This window comes from Pseudochelatococcus lubricantis, from assembly GCF_011762225.1.
GTDB lineage: Bacteria > Pseudomonadota > Alphaproteobacteria > Rhizobiales > Beijerinckiaceae > Pseudochelatococcus > Pseudochelatococcus lubricantis.
Genome location: NZ_JAASQI010000007.1, coordinates 242,573 through 258,834, shown reverse-complemented (window position 1 = coordinate 258,834; position 16,262 = coordinate 242,573). Strand labels below are relative to the sequence as shown.

The following is a 16,262-nucleotide window of genomic DNA, read 5'->3' as shown; positions in this document are numbered from 1 at the left end:
GCATCCTTCTGTGATGCGAGTTCGGCCTCGCGGGCCTTCGTCGCCTCGGCGGCGGCACCCGCTTTTCGGCCGGCGGCGAAGATGGCCGCAGTGGCGATGACCACCGCGACGATGAGAACAAGAGCGAACCAGCCGGTCACTTGTTCGCCCCGGTGATCCCGGCCCGCAGCGTGCCGAGGCCGAGCGCGGCGAGGATCTGGGTGAGCCAGTCGGAACCGACATCGACGCCCGGCACATCGATGCCGAGGCCCTTCTCGACGACCACGACGAGAACGAGCACGGCGGCGATGATATACGTGCGGTAGCCCGCACCGAACTGAAGAACGGCGTTCATGGAAATCTCCTTGGTTGGGTTGGATCAGGCCTCGTTAACGGAGAGGCTCCCGCTCGCTGCGAGGGCGATGGGTCGAATGTTCGCGGGCTGGGCGCGATAGGCCGGGCGGCGCACCGCCACGAGCCGGTTGCGCGACAGCCGCGTGATCGAGACGCGATCGTACTGATTGCCTCCGAAAACGTGGAAGGCCGAGGCGTCGTGGCCGACATAGAGGCCGACATGCCCGCCGCCCTTGCGCTTGAAGACGAGCACGTCACCCAACGCCGCAGCGCCCTTCGGAACCGAGACGCCGAAGGACGCCCATTCGAGCGCCGAGAGATAGAGACGCGGCGGATTTCGTTCCGGGCGGCGTTCGATGTTGGCGCGGTGAGCGATAATCGCCATGAACAGGCCGCACCACGGGATCGCGTCGTGCCGATAGACACCGGCATAGACACGGCCGAGCTCGGCGGCTTCGATTTCCGCTTGCCAGCCGATGATCTTCGGATTGTCGGCTTCGCCTGGCGCTTCGAGCGTGCCGTATTCCTTCAGCGCTTCGACGATCATGCGCGGGCCGGGCTCGGCTTCGAGCCATCGGTATTGGGCAGGCAGCATTGCGAGTGTCCTTTCGGGTTGCCCGCTCGCGGGCGGCTGAAACGACGAAGCCCGGCATAGGATTGCGGAACGCAATCCGTTCCGGATTGCTTTTGGGGCGGGCTTTTCGTCGGGTTGCGGTTGAGTTGGTGGCGGCAGATCAGGCGTGCTTGCGCCCATCCTCATTGGCTTCGATGCGGTCGATGCGTTCCCGGAATTCGATCAGCGTCGCCTTCATCTGGGCGATGTCGGTGCGGGCCTCGGCCACAACCTTGCGGCCGGCGATGTCGTTTGAGACATCCGTCTTGATCGCGCTGATCTCCTTGGCGTTACCGGCAAGCGTGGCATCGATCAGCGTGAAGCGGTGCGACAGCCACCAGGCTACTCGGACGAGGAAAACGATCAGGATCAGGAGCTGGGCGATAATCCCGCCCGCAACCAGCCAGGTGATCGTCAAGGTTTCCGGGGCGACAGTGACCGCCGCCGCAGCTGTTGCGGGCATGGTGTCTTCCTCTGGTTTTGGGGTTGGCCCTTGGTGGCGCACAGGGCGCGCCGTGTGGCCAATGCGAATGCGGCTGCGCCCACCATGCGGGCGTGGGACTATCGCGCCGTGTGCGCGCCTGTGGCCAAAGCCCAAGTCACAGGCTCTTCAGGGCGCGGTGTAGCCCTGCGCGTCGAGATAGATGTTGGCGCCGGTCGTGATGGCGGCGGCGTTCAGGGCCGCATTGGCGCTGGAGCGAAGCGGCGTGGGGAAGTCGATGTCCCACGGCGTCGTCATGCTGGCGGGGAGCCAGATGCGCCAGATCACCGTGGCGCCGTCCTTGATCACGAACTCGGTGGCGACCGCATTGGTGTTGATCACCTGGATCGCGGTGACATCGCGCCGGATCCCCACACCGGCTGCTGCGGCGATCACCACGTCCGCCGTGTTGGTGATCACGCCGGCTGGCGCGTAGGTCCAATCGGCCTCGGGGATCGAGAACGGCTTGTTGACGAGCGCGCCGATCATCGTCGCCATGAGGTGCACGAGGTCGCCGGTCGCGGACATCGCCGCCTGGTTGATGTTGGCGGCGCGCGCGCCGATCCCGACCGGGTTGCCCGCGACAGCGTCCTGCGCCACGCCGCCGGTGACGGTGACCGCCGAGACGGCGTTGGTGACGAGGACCGGGGCGGCATCCATCTGGTCGGCCCGTCCGAAGCCGCCGATGGATTCGGTGATGAGCCGCGTGAACTCCATGACGCGGATGAAGTGCACCCGGAAATCGGTACGCGGCAGGACCGCGCCGCCGCAGTTCGTCGTGGCGATATCGGCGCCTGTCGGTGCTGCTCCGATGGGTTCGAGAACGAGCGTGGTCGTTGCGACGTCGCGCACGCGCCACGGTCCGTCGAGCCCGAGATCGGCTCCGGACACGGCGTCGCGCACGCCATGCAGATTGACGTACTGGCCGATCTGCAGTCCGGACCAGGCGGCCGAACCGGTGACCGTCAGCACATTCGTGGTTCGGGCGACCGATTGCGCGACCTGGCCGATGGGGGCTCCGAACACACCGCCATTCACGCGGAAGACGACGCCGCCAATGGATGTCGCGGTCGCCGACGCGCCGATGGGAATCGTGATCGTCGTGGCGTTGGGCACGCTGGCGACGGCGGTCGGGGTCGCCAGATTGGCGAAGTTCACCTGATCGCGGATGCCGTGGACCGTCACGAGATCGGCGACCGTCAGTCCGTGCGGCTGGTCGAAGGTGATGGTCACCGTCGCCGAACCTGCCTTGGCCGCCGAGACGATCCTGCCGACGGGGCGCGACAGGGAACGGTGATTCTTGGCGCGCAGGCGCAGCTTGTAGTCGCGGGCCGGATTGGGGACGACCTGCGTGCGCTTGAAAATGGCCGAGATCGCGCCCGCGCTGTCGATGGCCGAGCCGCTGAAGGTCACTTTTTCGAGCTGGGGCAGGATCTCGAACAGGGCGGCAGGTGCGAAGGCATAAGCCCCCGCCGCTGCGACCAATTGGGTGGCGGCGGTCGATACCGAGAAGGCAGCCGCATGGTTGCCTGCGATCGTGCCGGATGGCAGCGCATCGCCGCCCTCGGAGCGGACATAGTAGCTCTCGTTCGTCGCGGTCGTGCCCTCGAACACAAGGCTCGATCCGTTGCGCGCATAGCCCAGCGGATCGGCCTTGATGATCGAGCCGCTGGTGAATGGCCCGGCCGTCACCGAGGGGATCGTGCCCTGCGGCCCGGCCGTGGCGGTGAAGCTCGTGGGCGTCGGCGTCGTCGCGATGGTGAGACAGGGATAGTTGAGGCGGCTGTCAGAGACGCCGAAGATCGAGACACGCTCGCCGATCCTGAGGCCATGCGGCGCGGCGGTCGTGACGCTGAGCGTCGTGGTCGCCTGGGAGATCGAGGCGATGGCGGCCGGACCGGCTGGAACGAGCGGCACGACGCCTGGCCAGTCATCGGTCGAGACGAGTTCCAGCGAGAACTCCTGCCCGTTGATCCGCTGCGACAGCGAAATGCCGGCGGCGACGCGCACGGGCATGGTGAAGCTGTCGAGCGTCTCGATGACGGTTTCGGTCGCATCGGTCAGCGGATCCTTCGAGATCACGAGATAGCTCGCGCCCGCGATATTGCCGTCGGCCTGCACGATGTCTCCGGGCGCGATCTGGACGGCGTTCCAGCGCGTGGTTGTATCGAACGCCTCGAAGGCGTCCCGAAACTTCGTGGGCGCGCCAAGAATGCTGACCATGGGCGCGACGCGGCCATCCTGGTCCTGCAGGGCAGCGCCCCGAACATGGCCCGCGATGCCGCCGGGCACGTCAGCGCCGCCGCCTGGCGCGCTCGGCCAGAGCAGATCCTTCTTCATCATAGTCTCCTGGATGTTGGACTTCAGATCACGCGGTCGGGGCGGTGAAGGCGAGCGCGTAGAGGACGACGCGCACGCGGCCCGCCGTGAAGTTGCCGCCAGCCGCCGTGACCCGGATCGGCGTGTTGGCGTAGAAGGCGGTCGGGCCGATCACGCCGATGTTGTTCGAGCCGAGCGCGATGCCGAGTGAGCCGCCGAACTGGCTGGTGTTGCCGGCGACGCCGACGCCGTAGGAGGTCGCGCCGGTGATGGCCAAGGTCGTGCGCGAGGCGACGGCCAGCACGATCATGCGGTCGGCGATCACGGCGGTGGTCGTGTCGACGAAGGCGCCGGTGAGCGTCAGTTCCTGTTCGAGCGCCACGAGCCGGATCGCGCCGCCATTGGGCGTGCCGACGATGCGATCGCGCCAATCGCCATCCGCCCAGACGACCGTGAGCCGCTCGTCCTCGACATGATAGCGCCAGCCGGTGACGGGCACATAGAACGCCCAGGCATTGACGTTCCAGTGGGCGATCCGGCCCGTCTGGCCCGCCCATGCGCCGGTCGCGCCGGAAGGCACGATCCAGCGCTCGCCGTTTGCGGGCGAGCCGGGCGGCGTCGCCAAAGTCCGGCTGCGGACACTGCCGTGCACGAGCGCGTCCAGGCGGATCAGCGCCTCGTTATGGGTGACCTCCTTCTGCGCCTGCCCCTGCAGGATGAAGGGCAGGCCAAGGTTCGGTGTGGTCATGACGGCTCCTTCAAGGCGCTCGGTCAGAGCGCCTTGGTGGGGTTTCTGGATCAGATGGTCGGGGTCAGATGATCGGGGTCAGATCGTCGCCACGGCCGGCGTGCCGCGCCCGATCGCGGTCGAGAGCTGGACGACGCGGACGGTGACGCTCGCCTGCGCCGATCCGAAATCGGCGACCTGCTGGGCGGCGGTGTAGGTGGCGGCGGGCGCGGACACGGGAAGCGTGCGGACCACCGTCGAGCCGTTCATCACATCGACCTCGTAGCGCTCGGTCTCTTCATTGAGGGGGACGTCCGTCAGATCGCGCCACCAGCCGCCATAGCGGGTGCGGCGCACCCAGCTGATCGTGATGTCACCCGCGCCATTGCGCGCGCCCCGCACATGCGCGGGTGACCATGGCTTCAGGGCCTCGCCGCCATTCATGAAGCTGATCTGCCCGGACTGGTCGCCGGTCGGCCCCTGCGGCGCCGGCGCGAACCGCCAGGCGATGGCGAGGCCGATGCTGGAGGCCGAGAAGGTCGGCCGCTCAAGCCGGCCGGGATCGAGCAGCACGAAGCGCGAGCCGATGGCGTGCGTCGCGATCCGGTGCTCGGTGCCGAGCCGCCCGCGCAGCAGGCGCGAGAGCCGATAGCGTCCCGGTCCGATCAGCACCGCGTTGGCGAACTGGATGATCTCGCCATTGATCAACGCGCCATTGGCGCCATCGAGGATGCGGCTGTCGGGAAGGCTTTCGAGCGAGCCGAAGGCGAGTTGCACCTCGACAGTGTTGCCGTTGTCCCAGACATGCGCCGGTCCCGGCGCCAGCGCGGTCAGCGTGTCGCCGATAACCGAGGCCACGTCGGCGACGCCAGAGACGGTGTAGTCGAGCCCGTCCGCTGTGGGCCGGAACAGCGAGACGCCCCGGAACGGCGCGCCGCCGAGCGAGCACGCGGCCATGTAGAACGAGGTCGCTTCGTCTGCCTCGGCTTCCGTCACCAACGGCAGGTCCATCATTTCGACCCGCGTCGGCGCGGCGGTGTCGGGCACGTTCGGCTGCAGATCGCCTGATCCGGTCGGAACGGTGACGAACTGTGGCAGGTCGCCATCGGTGGCGACGCCGCGCACAAGCACGAGCCCCGGCTTGCCATAGGTCACGGACGTCACCCGAAAGCGGCGGATCGCGCCATCGACCGGCACCTCGATCACATCCGTCGGATCGATGCGGATCGCGCGCGTCGGCAGCTTGGCTTCGAGCGTGACGCGCCCCTGCCAGATCTCCCGGAGCGCACGCTGGGCGATCGTCTGGGCTTCCTCGACCGAGAGGATCAGCGGCAGCGAGAACGTGGTCACGCTGCGCGAGGTGCCGAGTTGGCGGCGACCCGTGACGGTCGAGCTCTGATAGTCGCGCGCCTCGTCGAGATGCACCACGTCGATCGAGATCGGCAGTTCGACATCCTGCGCGCGCTCGATGCGGATGCGCGCCCGGTCCCCATCGCCTTCCGCCGCGCCGAGATCATTGGCGTCGATGGCAACGATGGTTCCGTCGCCGCGCTTGACGAAGCGCAGCACCCCGCCGCTCTCGACCGCATCGAAGAAGAACGCGGCCTGCAAGACCGAGATCATCTCGCGCAGCGACTTGCGCTCCGAGACGACATAGCCCGAGACCTCGTCGGTGAGGCTCGTCACATCGATATCGGCATTGGTCAGGCCCGCGCGAAGGCACAGATCGCGCACGATCTCGGAGAGCTGCATGTTGCCGATCTTTCCCTGAACCCAATGGCCGAGGCGGTAATTGTCGCCGTCCTGCCAGACCCGTTTCAGCGACGGGAAGAACGGGTAAGGCCGCGCGTCCCAGCACCAGAGGAAGCGCGGTCCGACCATTCGCCGCCCCTGGCCGTCGAGCGGATTGTTCGCGGGCTCACGCCACCAATCCTCGGTGCCCTTGATCGCGACGCGCTGGACCACGCGGTCCACCGAGCGGTTCGAGTACCAGGGGTAGAAGCTCTCCGCCGACTTCGGATCGACGAAGACGTTCGGGCGGTTCGGCGAGCAGTGCACCGACGGGAAGCCGTATTCGGTGAGCCAGATCGGCTTCATCTTCGGCGTCCAGGCGGTTGGCCCTCCCGTCGGCACGCCTGCCACGCGCGGCGTGTGGGCGTTGTCCCACCACCAGCGCAGGTCCTTGAGCGCCCAGAACGGCTCGCTGATCGGCGACTGGACACGGTTGGCGCCGCGCCCGGCCAAGTCCCGGTCGGCCTCGCTCGCATAGAAATAGCTGATCAGTTCGCCCGAGCCCCAGCCCGCGCCGATCGTCGCCGGGTCGGTGAGCGAACGGTCGGTGTCGGTGATGGGGAAGTAGGCGTCGATGCCGACCGCATCGATGTTGCTGTCGGCCCAGAGCGCGTCGAGCGGGAAGTCCACGTTCGCGCCGCCGCGATCATGGTAGCGGTATTCCGACCAGTCGGCGGCGTAGGTCACGGTGCAGTTCGCGCCGAGCCTGGTCTTGGTGTCCGCCGCGATCTGTTGCCAGAACGGCACGGCGGGATAGGCTCCGCTTCCATCCCGGATGCGGTTGAGGCCGACCATTTCCGAACCGATGGCGAAGGCATCGACGCCACCCGCCTGCTCGCAGAGCGTCATGCAGTGGCGGATGAAGCGGAGATAGCCCGCAGGACGGGTGAAGAACCCGGCCACATCCGCCGCAGCGCCGGTGATCCTGCCGCGCCAGGGGAACGGCGCCGGATCGGGCGGCGGGATGTCCATCATGATGAAGGGATAGAAGAGAACCTTGTAGCCCCGCGCTTTCAGTTCCTGAACCGCCCGGATGACCGAGCCGTCGCTGATCGTGCCGCCATAGGAGAGAGCGGTCTGCCCGTTTGGGAGCGTGTAGGAGGTGACAACCGGCCACACGGAGCGCCCGCCACCTGCGACCGACCAGATATGCGGCGCGGTCTCAGCCCCGAATGCGCCGGATTGGCCTTGCGCGTACTCGCATTTGGGCACGAGATCGCATGTCGCAACGTCGATCGACGTGCCGAACCAGGCGTAGACGAAGTTGATCCATTCGACGTTCGGCAGTTCGCGCTTCAGATTGTCAATCGAGACAAGGAAGTCCGAGCGCTTCGTGCCGGTGTTGGCGTTGATCGCCGCCTGCGACGTCGCCGAGCCATGGCCGACCTTGCGCACGATCTCGGTGTCGGTGACGAACTCGCCCGAGGCCGGGATCAGGCAGACGCCCTCGACGAGGTGGCGCGCATTGCCCGGATCGTCCGAGCCCCGGTAGACCTCGACCTCGAAATTCGGAAAGCGGTTGCCGAACGGGGTGAGCTTGAAGTCCTCCAGCATGACCGTGACGAGGCCGCGATGGGCTGGTGTTCGGCCAACGCCTTCCACCGCCGCCACCAACGGATCGGGCATCTGCGCTTCCTCGCCATAGCTGACCCGGATTGCGCCGACATGCTCGGGGTCCAGCATCGTGTTGTTGACCCAGATCCGGTAAATCGCCGTCACCGGGCCCTCGCAGACGCCGAGCAGGATGTCGGCCGAGTATTCGTAGCGCGTGTGAACCGTGGTCTGGCGACGACCGCCGCCGCCACCCTTGCCGCCGCCACCCGTGGTCTCGGTTTCGGTGATCGCGGTCTCCCTGATGCCGCGCACCCAGATGATGTTGGCCGCGATCCGCCCGCGTCCCCACACCCTTGGGATCGGCTGGCCGTAAGCGGAGCCCGAGACCTGCAGGTCGGTGACGCGCGCGCCCTCGCTCCTGTTGACGGCCGCGGGGCCTGGGCCGAACAAATCCTGCTCGATCGCCGCGCCGAGATAGGACCCCAGCATCGCGCCCGCCGCCTGGCCGAGCCCGCCGCCAATGGCGTTGCCCGCCCATGCGCCGGCGACGGTCAGGACGAGTTGCGCCATGGATCGGACCTTCAGGCCGTGAGTTCGAACGAGAAGTTGGGCAGGCGGTTGCCGAAGGGCGTGATCGCGAAGCGCTCCAGCACCACATAGGCGAGGCCGCGATAGGCGGGCGCGAGGCCTTCGGTCGCCGCGATCAGCGGATCGGCCGATTGGGTGGCGTCGCCGAGGTAAACGCGACGCGCCGCATAGTGCTCGGAGCCGATGGCGTTACCGTCGGCGAACATCTTTCCGATGCCGGTGATTGGCCCTTCGCAGAGCGCCACCGCCACGTCGCAGAAATAGACGTAGGTGACCGTCGTGGTGCGTTGCCTACCGCCGCCACCGCCGCCCTTGCCGCCGCCGCCGACCGTCTGCGTCTGGGTCCGCGTTTCCTCGTCGAAGCCGCGCATCCAGATCACGTTTCCCGACAGCCGCGCCTTGCCATAGACGCGCGGGATCACAGAGCCGTAGCCTGATGACTGCACCCGCAGATCCTGCAGGCGCGGGCCGGTGACGACGTTGTTCTGCGTCTTGCCGAACAGCTGGCTGTCAACCACGCCGCCCACATAGGCGCCGATCGCCCCGCCAATGGCAGCGCCAAGGCCGGGCAGCAGCAGGTTGCCGATGACATTGCCCGCGACGGTCAGGACGATGCGCGCCATCAGGCGATGCCCGGCAGGCGGAAGGCGGCGCGCGTCTTCTCGATCCAGAACCCGGTCAGGTCCTGTTCGACGACCGCGCCGGCCTCGCGGTAGCAATGCATCAGGCGGTTCCCATCGCTCAGGAAGCCGCAATGGTGCGCCGGACCTTTGCCGACGCCGAACAGCAGGATGTCGCCGGGCAAGGCATCGGCGATGTCGATCTCGGTGGCATGCGCCGCCATCTGGTCGCGCAGGCGCTCTTCCGCCCGGTAGAGCGGCCAGGTCGCGGCATAGTTCATCGGCTGGGTGATCAAGCCAATGAACGGCTCGGCCGCGCCGCGCACGAAGCCGATGCAGTCGCAGCCCGCGCCCTTCACCGCCGCCTGGTGATGCCAGGGCGTGCCGAGCCACGTCCGCGCCTCGGCGATCAGGGCGGCACGCGTGAAGGCGGTCATGAGCGCACCGGATAGGAGAACACCTTGTCGTTCCCCGGAATGTGCGGCTCGCCCTGGAAGTTCAGGATGTTGGCGAACTTGGCGTTGCAGGTCTCCGGTGTCTTGTCGCAACCGGCGACGAGCACGATCTGGTCGCCGACCACGATGGGCCGCGGCATCGGCACGAACAGCCGGATGGTCTGGCCGTCATGTAGCAGCACCTCGTTGACCGCGCCCGCATTGGCGCCGGTCGTGAAGGTCGCCTTGCCGAAGGTGAAGTAACCGGTCGCCCGTGCGGTGACGATCCGCACCGTGTCGGCGGCGATCACCTGTGTCACGGCATAGGTATCGGTGCGCGGGCCGAGCGCCACGCCGCATTCGCTCGATCCGAGATCGACGCGGCAAAGGCGCGAGTAGAGCTTGCCGGCGGTCTGTTGCAGTCGGTTCGACAAGCCCCGGATCTCGGCTGAGAAGCGCTGATCGGCACGCTTGATCTCGCCGAGGAAGCCCTTGCGCAGCAGGAGCCGTCCCTGGCCAAGGTCCGCCCAGTTGACGATGAAGACCTCGATCCGCGCGCCATCGAACAGCCCGGCGATTAGGTCCTCGGCTCGCAGCGCCGCATCGTCGAGGAAGCCGTCGACATCGAGATTGTCGACGGAGAGATCGGAGGCGGTCTTGATCGCGGACGGCAGGAAGCCGGTCGACGCGACATAGGTCAGCCCATCGACGACCAGCTCGCGGTCATGGTCGGTGAAACCGCGAACCCAGCCATCGGCCCGTTCGAGCCGCCAGCAGGTCGCAAGCGTGGTCACCTCGCCGGCGAGATGCGCGGCAAGCGCGGGGGTGGTGGGTTTCATGGGTCAAGCCCTGATCTCGACCAGCGGGATCGACTGGACGTTCTGCAGGTTATAGGCGCGGCTGATCACCTGAAGGTGGTCGGTGTCGAAGCGCACGGGCACGTCGAAACGGAAGGTCGCGACCGGCGTCGCCGCCGGGGCCGCGCCGAAGGTGAGCCGACCCGTCGCGTGATCGATGGTCGGCGTGACGACGTTACCGTTGACGCGCACCACGACCGAACCGACCACCGGGCGGGTGATGGTGCGGATTTCGACGACGGGGCCAGACGGATAGCGCTTCACCAGCTGGAACACCGTCGCACTGACCGCCTGGCATTGCTGGTCGGTGGCTTCGAAGTCGCCCCAATCCCGGAAGCGGAAACCGAAGGCGCGGCCCTTGCGGGCGCGGAAGAAGGCGATCACCTCGGCCATCTGCTCGCGGGTGCGGATGCCGGTCGAGATGTCGTAGCGGGCGCGCGAGGCCGACCAGTTCTGGTTGCGCTGCTCGAAGCCGGACGCGACCATCACCACGTCGGTCGAGTATTCTGGGCCGCCGGTCGCGCCGCGCGCGATGGCGTCAGGGAAGGACACGTCATGGAAGCTCAAAGGTTTCGCCTCGCCCTTTCAAGCGCCGAGGCCATCTCGGCGGTGATCTGGCCCTGCGCCCGGCGGAACGAGCCCGCGTCCGGGGTCGTGATGTTGAACGTCACCATCATCGGCGCGGCCTGCTCGCCCCGCTGGTCGTAGGCTGCGGTTTCCTTGCGGTTCAATACCCGCTCGCCGGTTTGCAGGATGGCCGGCACCTCGCCGGGCCGGATGTAGCCGCCGCCATGAAGGCGCGGCGCGCCCGCGAACAGGAGGGCCGGCAAATTGCGGCCCGGCCCTCCCGCGCCGACCAGCCCGCCCTCATGGAACAGACCGGCGAATATCTTCCCGAGTTCTCCGAAGATGCCGCCGCCGGTCGCCAACGTCGGTGCATTGCCGCCGAACAGGAAGTTCTTGAGCGGATTCATCACCGCGAGCTTGATGAGCTCGTTCATGATGTCGTTGATCGCCGCCTGGCCGGCATCCGCCCACGATTTCCAGTCGGTCTTGCCTTGCGCCAGCAGCGTTCCGAACCGGTCGAGCGCGTTGCCGATCGCGCCCTGCAAGGCCCGCTGCGTCGCTTCCTGCCGCTGCAGTTCCGTCGTCAGTTGCTGCAACCGGACGGCATTGGCGACAATGGCGCGGCCTTCCTCGCTCGCGAGGTCGATGCCGCGCCGGCGCAGATCCTGTTCGGCGCGCATGGTCGCCAGCACCGTCTCACGCTGCTGGGCGGAGGCGCCGATCAGGCCGATCTGGGTCTCGATCAGGGCGATCTCGGCGCGCTGATCCTGCAAGGCGACTTGCGCCTCCGCCTGGCGCTCAAGCGCGAACTGGCGGCGGGCGGCGGCAAGCGCGGCCTGTCCCTCGGCTCCCGCCGGATCGATCCCTTGCCGCCGAAGCTGCTGCTCGGCGCGGATCATGGCGATGGCTTCCGAGCGGGCCGAGACGCCCTGCTTCAGGAGCTCGACCTCGCGGGCGAGACCGGTGTTCTGCTGCTCGTAATCAAACGCCGCCTCGCGACCCGTCGTCTGGCGCCCCAACTGGTTGAGCCGCCTGATCTGCTCGCGGGAGTAACTGGCCTCGGGATCGTTCGGGTCGATCCCGAGCCGCTTCAGCTCCTGCTCGAAACGCAGCTGATCGACGCCCTCGCGACGCGCGGCCGGGCCACGCCGGACCAGCGACAGTTCCCGCTCACGCAGCGCGATCTCGTCGCGGCGTCGTTCGATGCCTTGAAGAAGGTCCGTGCGGTTCTGCTCGCGGTGAAGCTGCTCGTAGGCTTCGCGCGTGCGGTCGATGATGCGACCGAGCTTCTCCTTGGCCTCGCCTTCGGCCAGCGTCTGCGCCGTGATCAGCGGGCGCAGCGCCTGCTCGACCTGCATGATCTGCTGGGCGCGCTGGGAAGAGAGCGCACCGGACGCGATCGCTTCGTTCAGCCGACGCTGGCCGTCGATCTGGCGGCCCAGTTCCGATACCTGCCGGGCGGCCTCGACCGCCTGTTCGGCGATCCGTTCCCGCAGAGCCTGCCGCGCGCGGGTTTCGGCGTTGACGCCCTCGCGGGCCTGATCGACGAGCCCTTGCCGGCGTGCTTCCGCGCGCGCGGCGGCCTCGGCGCTTTCGAGATAGGCCTCGGCCAGAGAGAGCGTCGCGCGGATCGAGATGTCCGTGGCGGAGGTCTGCTCCACCACGGCCTGCGTCGCCGCATCGACCGAGGGTCGGTAGCGGGCGAGTTCCGTGATGACACGCCGGTAGGCCGCTTCGACCTCCGCCACATCGGCCAGTTTCGAGCGGACCAGCGGATCGGCGAGCGCGGCGCGGAGCACGCCTTCCTGCGTCCGCAGCCGCTCGATCTCGCGCGCGCCGGGGTTGGTGTCGCGGGCGATCTCGCCAGCGCGCACCGATTGCTCGTTAGCGCGGGCCTCCGCGGCGATCCGCCTCGCACGCTCCTGTTGGTCGTTGAGCTGCCGTTCGAGTTCAGCGATCCGCCGCTCGACCTGAGGCAGCATGAGCGGCACGACATTGCCGCGCACATTCGCCCTGAGCCGCTCCTGCTGCCAGCGCAGCAGGTCCAGTTCCTCCGTGGGTGTGCGGCCATCCACCGCCCGGTCGACGGCCTTGCCCAGCGCGTCGAAGGCATTCGAGGCCGAGCGCCCGACGAACTGCCAGGCCCGCCCGAGCGCATTGACCGCCTGTTCGGCGTCGGCCAGCGAGGGCGCAAGCGCGTTCAGGATGACGCGCTGCGCTTCCGCCCGGTTGTTCTGATCGACCAGCGTGCGGACATAGGCGCGGGTGCGGTCATCCAGGAAGCGGATGCGGTCGTTGAGTTCATCCGCACCGCGCAACGGATCGGCCAGCGCGCGGGCGAGTTCCTCCGCGCCCTGCGTGGTCTCGACGCCGAGCGTGACGCCAAGATTGCGCGAGACCGCGATGGCGCGGCCCATTTCTTCCGCGCCGATCTTGCCTGTGCGCAGGAACGCGACCTGCATGTCACGCGCCGACGACACCGAGACCTTGCCGGCCTCGGCGGAGGATTGCGCGACCTGCTCAAGCTGTGCGGCGGTCGCGCCGGACGCGCGGCCGACACCGGCGAGCGCCGTGGCGACAGCTCGTGTCGAGGCGTCATTGGCGAACCACGCCGCCGTGAGCACGCCAACCGAGACGGCAACGCCGGCAATGACTCCGCCGACGACGCCGATGGCGGAGCCGAGCGTCATGATCGTGCCGCGCAAGCCGCCGAAGGCCTGCGTCACCTGTCCGCCCTGCTGCATCAGGATGGTCATCGGCGACATGCCGGTGGACATCGACGCGATCACGTCGTTCACCGTGTACTGAAGCGTCATGACCTGCTGGGTCGTGAGCTTCGAGTTGGCGCCAACGCCCTTGATCGCCTGCGCGGTCTGATCGAAGCGCGACTTCGCCAGCGCATTCGCGGCCGCCTGCTCGGCGGTCGTGATCGCGCCACGGCTGGCGAGCGCCGCATGCTCGGCGAGTTCGGCATTGAGCCGGTCCTGCGCGGCGGCGAGCGGATCAAGCGTCGCGCGCAGCGCCCGGGCGCGGGTCTCGTAACGTTCGGCTTCCCTCGCGGCCTGTTCGAAGACCTCGGCCGACGCGCGCGCCGAACCCGCCGCCTGTCGGTCGACGCCCAGAACCTGATTGAACCGTCCCTGCGCGGCCTCGGCCTGAGCCGCCATGCGGGCGGCTTCCGCCAGACGCTTGAACCGGGCAGTTTCGCGATCGGTCGCGGCTCCCGTCTTCTCAAGCGCCCGATCGACCTGCCCGAAGGCCTGCGTGCCCGCCTGGCCGACCTCCTCGAAGGCGCGCTTGACCTCCGCCTTGCCTTCGACGCCGAGGCGGATCGAGACATTGGTGGTGGACATGGGTAGGTTTGCTCAATCGCGATTGGGACGGCCAGCGTCGCGGCCGTAGGCGGCCACGACGATCGGCTCGATCTCGGGGAGGATGTCGGCCAGCAGCGGCGAGGCTGCATCCATGGCCTCAGCCAAAGCGAGCACCGCGCCGAAGTCGATGGCGTAGACACCGCCCATCACGGCGCGCACCTGTCCCGCGCAGCGGCGGATGACCTCCCAAGCAAGAAGCCCCTCGGCCGTCACGGGCGCGTGCTCGACATAGGCGCAAGCCCCACATCGCGACGGACAGGCAGCGCAGTAGCCCTCGCCGCCCTCGAAGTGCCAGCGCGCGAGGGCGATCAGACGTTTTTTTCGTCAAGCCTCGTCAAGGCCGGGCCGACATAGAGCCGATCGATGGCGTCGAAGGCCGGCCAGACCTCGAGCAGCTGATTGATAGCGACCGGGTTCGGATCGATCGGCTTGCCGCCGGCATCGCCGATGCCCTCCCACGCCACGATGCCGCTCAGCGCGAGAGAGCGCGTGAAGGCCGCGCCGGCCGCGACCGTGGTGCTCCGGTCGAGCGGCGCATCGCCCTCGACCTTCGTGCCGAGAGACTCGGCGGCGGCGGCGCGGGCGACCAGCATGTCGGCGACGGAGATCGGCCGGAACTGGATGCGCACGCCGGCTAAGATGTCGAGCCAGAACGGCTCGCGGGATGGTGTCGAGAGCTTGAGCAAGGGAGCCTCCTGTCGGAACGGGTCAGTAGGACGCGACGTCATTGGTGAGCACGCAGGTCGCGGCGCGGTTCAGCACCGGATCGATCGCGGCCTGGAATGCGAACGGGGCCTGCACGCCGCCCGGCCCCTGGATCTGACGGTCGCCGCGCGGCAGGAAGACCCGGTGCGCCGTCCAGACGAGCGACGCGGCTGCGCCCGCCGCCCAGCGGAACTGAAGCTCGCAAGGCAGGCGGTTGGTGGCCTGATCCAGAAGGACGCGGTCCTCGAAGCGGGTGGTGATGTTGCCGGTCAGCGCGATGATGCCCGGATCGGCATCGGCGATGCGCCCGTCGCTTCGGATCACCTCGACCGCTTCGAGGTTGTTCGAATAGGTGAGTTCCGCTGAGATGACGTTGCCGAGCGCCACGTTGTTGCGTCGGACTTCGCCCTGGAACTGGCCGAAGCGCTCCAGCACGAACTCCGACAGCGTGCCGGACTGCGCCGTGGCGGCGATGGTCTCGCCCTGCGCCATGATGTTGAGCGAGGCGGTCAGGAGCCCCGATCGCTGCGCCTGAACCTGGAAGCTGTTGATGCGCGCGCCGTAGTTCATGCCGAAGAAGGGCACGTCGGGAAGCTGGACCTCGATCGACATCGAGGGCAGAGCCTGCGCGCCCGAGAACCAGGTGTGGCTGTTGGCGCCGCCAGAGAGCGTCGCCCCCGACAACGTGGCGCGCGTCGGCGCGTTCGTCGCCAGTGTCCGCGCATTGCCGGCCGGTCCCAGCGCCTTGGCGGTCAGGTTGACGACCGCGCCAACCGCCGCGGCTGCGACGTTCGCGCTCGGATTGATGATCGCGGCGAGCGCGGTGGCGGTGAGCGCCGCCGTGCCGCCGAGGTTGAACTGCTGGCCCGTCGCGCCGGAAGCGACGGCGGTATAGACCGTGCCATCGACCGTCACCGTGTCGTTGACCAGAAGGTTCGCGGTCAGCGTGATCGTGCCGGTGGCGGCGTTCGCGGCGACCGTCGTCGGCGCGCCCATCAGGCCGCGCAGCCAGACGCCGATGTTGCGAGTATCCACGGGAACGACGAGATCGCCCGTGTTGGTGATCACGTCATAGACCGGCGCCAGCGGCTCGCGGCCGAAGCCGAGAAGCTCGCTCGCGATCAGGCCCTGTTCCTCGCCGATGTTGACCGAGGCGAACGGCATGCGGCGAAAGCCGGTGCCGGGCGGTGTGCCATAGGTGCTTTCGAACACGGCGGCGAGAGCCGCGTTCACGCCGCGTGCGCGAGGCATGGGTCGTTCTCCATGTGGTGTGGTGTCGGGGCCTGAGCGGGGCCGGAC

14 protein-coding genes are annotated in these 16,262 nt (G+C 68.0%); all 14 read right to left on the bottom strand.

All coding sequences use genetic code 11. The features are described 5' to 3' along the window. Window positions 1-136: 136 nt before the first annotated feature. Window positions 137-334 carry a hypothetical protein gene (locus FHS82_RS15380; protein ID WP_166954395.1) on the bottom strand — a complete coding sequence of 66 codons (198 nt, stop codon included), beginning with the start codon at window positions 332-334 and terminating at the stop codon, window positions 137-139. Between the two features lie 24 nt (window positions 335-358). After that, window positions 359-928, bottom strand: coding sequence for a TIGR02594 family protein (locus FHS82_RS15375; RefSeq protein WP_166954392.1), 570 nt, complete (start codon window positions 926-928; stop codon window positions 359-361). Window positions 929-1,067: 139 nt separating this feature from the next. Beyond that, complete coding sequence (locus tag FHS82_RS15370) at window positions 1,068-1,409, bottom strand: hypothetical protein (RefSeq protein WP_166954388.1); 342 nt, start codon at window positions 1,407-1,409, stop codon at window positions 1,068-1,070. Between the two features lie 147 nt (window positions 1,410-1,556). Continuing rightward, the gene (locus tag FHS82_RS15365; protein WP_166954386.1) at window positions 1,557-3,767 is read right to left on the bottom strand and encodes a hypothetical protein; all 2,211 of its coding nucleotides are present in this window, start codon (window positions 3,765-3,767) and stop codon (window positions 1,557-1,559) included. 28 nt (window positions 3,768-3,795) lie between these two features. Further along, window positions 3,796-4,494 (bottom strand): DUF2793 domain-containing protein, encoded by a 699-nt coding sequence (locus FHS82_RS15360; protein WP_166954383.1) that lies wholly within the window; start codon window positions 4,492-4,494, stop codon window positions 3,796-3,798. 78 nt (window positions 4,495-4,572) lie between these two features. Continuing rightward, window positions 4,573-8,388 (bottom strand): baseplate multidomain protein megatron, encoded by a 3,816-nt coding sequence (locus tag FHS82_RS15355; protein ID WP_166954381.1) that lies wholly within the window; start codon window positions 8,386-8,388, stop codon window positions 4,573-4,575. Window positions 8,389-8,399: 11 nt separating this feature from the next. Beyond that, complete coding sequence (locus FHS82_RS15350; protein WP_166954379.1) at window positions 8,400-9,029, bottom strand: hypothetical protein; 630 nt, start codon at window positions 9,027-9,029, stop codon at window positions 8,400-8,402. Beyond that, entirely contained in the window at window positions 9,029-9,463 is a 435-nt protein-coding gene (locus FHS82_RS15345) for an NlpC/P60 family protein (RefSeq protein ID WP_166954377.1), read from the bottom strand. The genes FHS82_RS15350 and FHS82_RS15345 overlap by 1 nt, the downstream gene beginning before the upstream one ends. Beyond that, entirely contained in the window at window positions 9,460-10,299 is an 840-nt protein-coding gene (locus tag FHS82_RS15340; protein WP_166954375.1) for a DUF2163 domain-containing protein, read from the bottom strand. Before FHS82_RS15340 ends, FHS82_RS15345 begins: the two co-directional genes overlap by 4 nt. A 3-nt stretch (window positions 10,300-10,302) precedes the next feature. After that, window positions 10,303-10,884, bottom strand: a complete 582-nt coding sequence (locus tag FHS82_RS15335; RefSeq protein WP_150288510.1) for a DUF2460 domain-containing protein — start codon at window positions 10,882-10,884, stop codon at window positions 10,303-10,305. Beyond that, window positions 10,881-14,237 (bottom strand): phage tail length tape measure family protein, encoded by a 3,357-nt coding sequence (locus FHS82_RS15330; protein ID WP_150288509.1) that lies wholly within the window; start codon window positions 14,235-14,237, stop codon window positions 10,881-10,883. The genes FHS82_RS15335 and FHS82_RS15330 overlap by 4 nt, the downstream gene beginning before the upstream one ends. A gap of 12 nt (window positions 14,238-14,249) precedes the next feature. Further along, window positions 14,250-14,471: a DUF7697 family protein gene (locus tag FHS82_RS15325; protein WP_150288508.1), complete on the bottom strand. Its 222-nt coding sequence runs from the start codon at window positions 14,469-14,471 to the stop codon at window positions 14,250-14,252. Window positions 14,472-14,566: 95 nt separating this feature from the next. Continuing rightward, the gene (locus FHS82_RS15320; RefSeq protein ID WP_166954374.1) at window positions 14,567-14,944 is read right to left on the bottom strand and encodes a hypothetical protein; all 378 of its coding nucleotides are present in this window, start codon (window positions 14,942-14,944) and stop codon (window positions 14,567-14,569) included. A gap of 22 nt (window positions 14,945-14,966) precedes the next feature. Further along, on the bottom strand, window positions 14,967-16,214 hold the full coding sequence (locus FHS82_RS15315) for a phage tail tube protein (protein ID WP_166954372.1): 1,248 nt from the start codon (window positions 16,212-16,214) through the stop codon (window positions 14,967-14,969). Window positions 16,215-16,262 lie beyond the last annotated feature (48 nt).

Bases quoted from the DNA above. Each gene is read 5' to 3' on its own strand.
- FHS82_RS15370 (WP_166954388.1), bottom strand. From the start codon at position 1,409: ATGCCCGCAACAGCTGCGGCGGCGGTCACTGTCGCCCCGGAAACCTTG.
- FHS82_RS15355 (WP_166954381.1), bottom strand. From the start codon at position 8,388: ATGGCGCAACTCGTCCTGACCGTCGCCGGCGCATGGGCGGGCAACGCC.
- FHS82_RS15345 (WP_166954377.1), bottom strand. From the start codon at position 9,463: ATGACCGCCTTCACGCGTGCCGCCCTGATCGCCGAGGCGCGGACGTGG.
- FHS82_RS15375 (WP_166954392.1), bottom strand. From the start codon at position 928: ATGCTGCCTGCCCAATACCGATGGCTCGAAGCCGAGCCCGGCCCGCGC.
- FHS82_RS15340 (WP_166954375.1), bottom strand. From the start codon at position 10,299: ATGAAACCCACCACCCCCGCGCTTGCCGCGCATCTCGCCGGCGAGGTG.
- FHS82_RS15365 (WP_166954386.1), bottom strand. From the start codon at position 3,767: ATGAAGAAGGATCTGCTCTGGCCGAGCGCGCCAGGCGGCGGCGCTGAC.
- FHS82_RS15380 (WP_166954395.1), bottom strand. From the start codon at position 334: ATGAACGCCGTTCTTCAGTTCGGTGCGGGCTACCGCACGTATATCATC.
- FHS82_RS15360 (WP_166954383.1), bottom strand. From the start codon at position 4,494: ATGACCACACCGAACCTTGGCCTGCCCTTCATCCTGCAGGGGCAGGCG.
- FHS82_RS15350 (WP_166954379.1), bottom strand. From the start codon at position 9,029: ATGGCGCGCATCGTCCTGACCGTCGCGGGCAATGTCATCGGCAACCTG.
- FHS82_RS15315 (WP_166954372.1), bottom strand. From the start codon at position 16,214: ATGCCTCGCGCACGCGGCGTGAACGCGGCTCTCGCCGCCGTGTTCGAA.
- FHS82_RS15330 (WP_150288509.1), bottom strand. From the start codon at position 14,237: ATGTCCACCACCAATGTCTCGATCCGCCTCGGCGTCGAAGGCAAGGCG.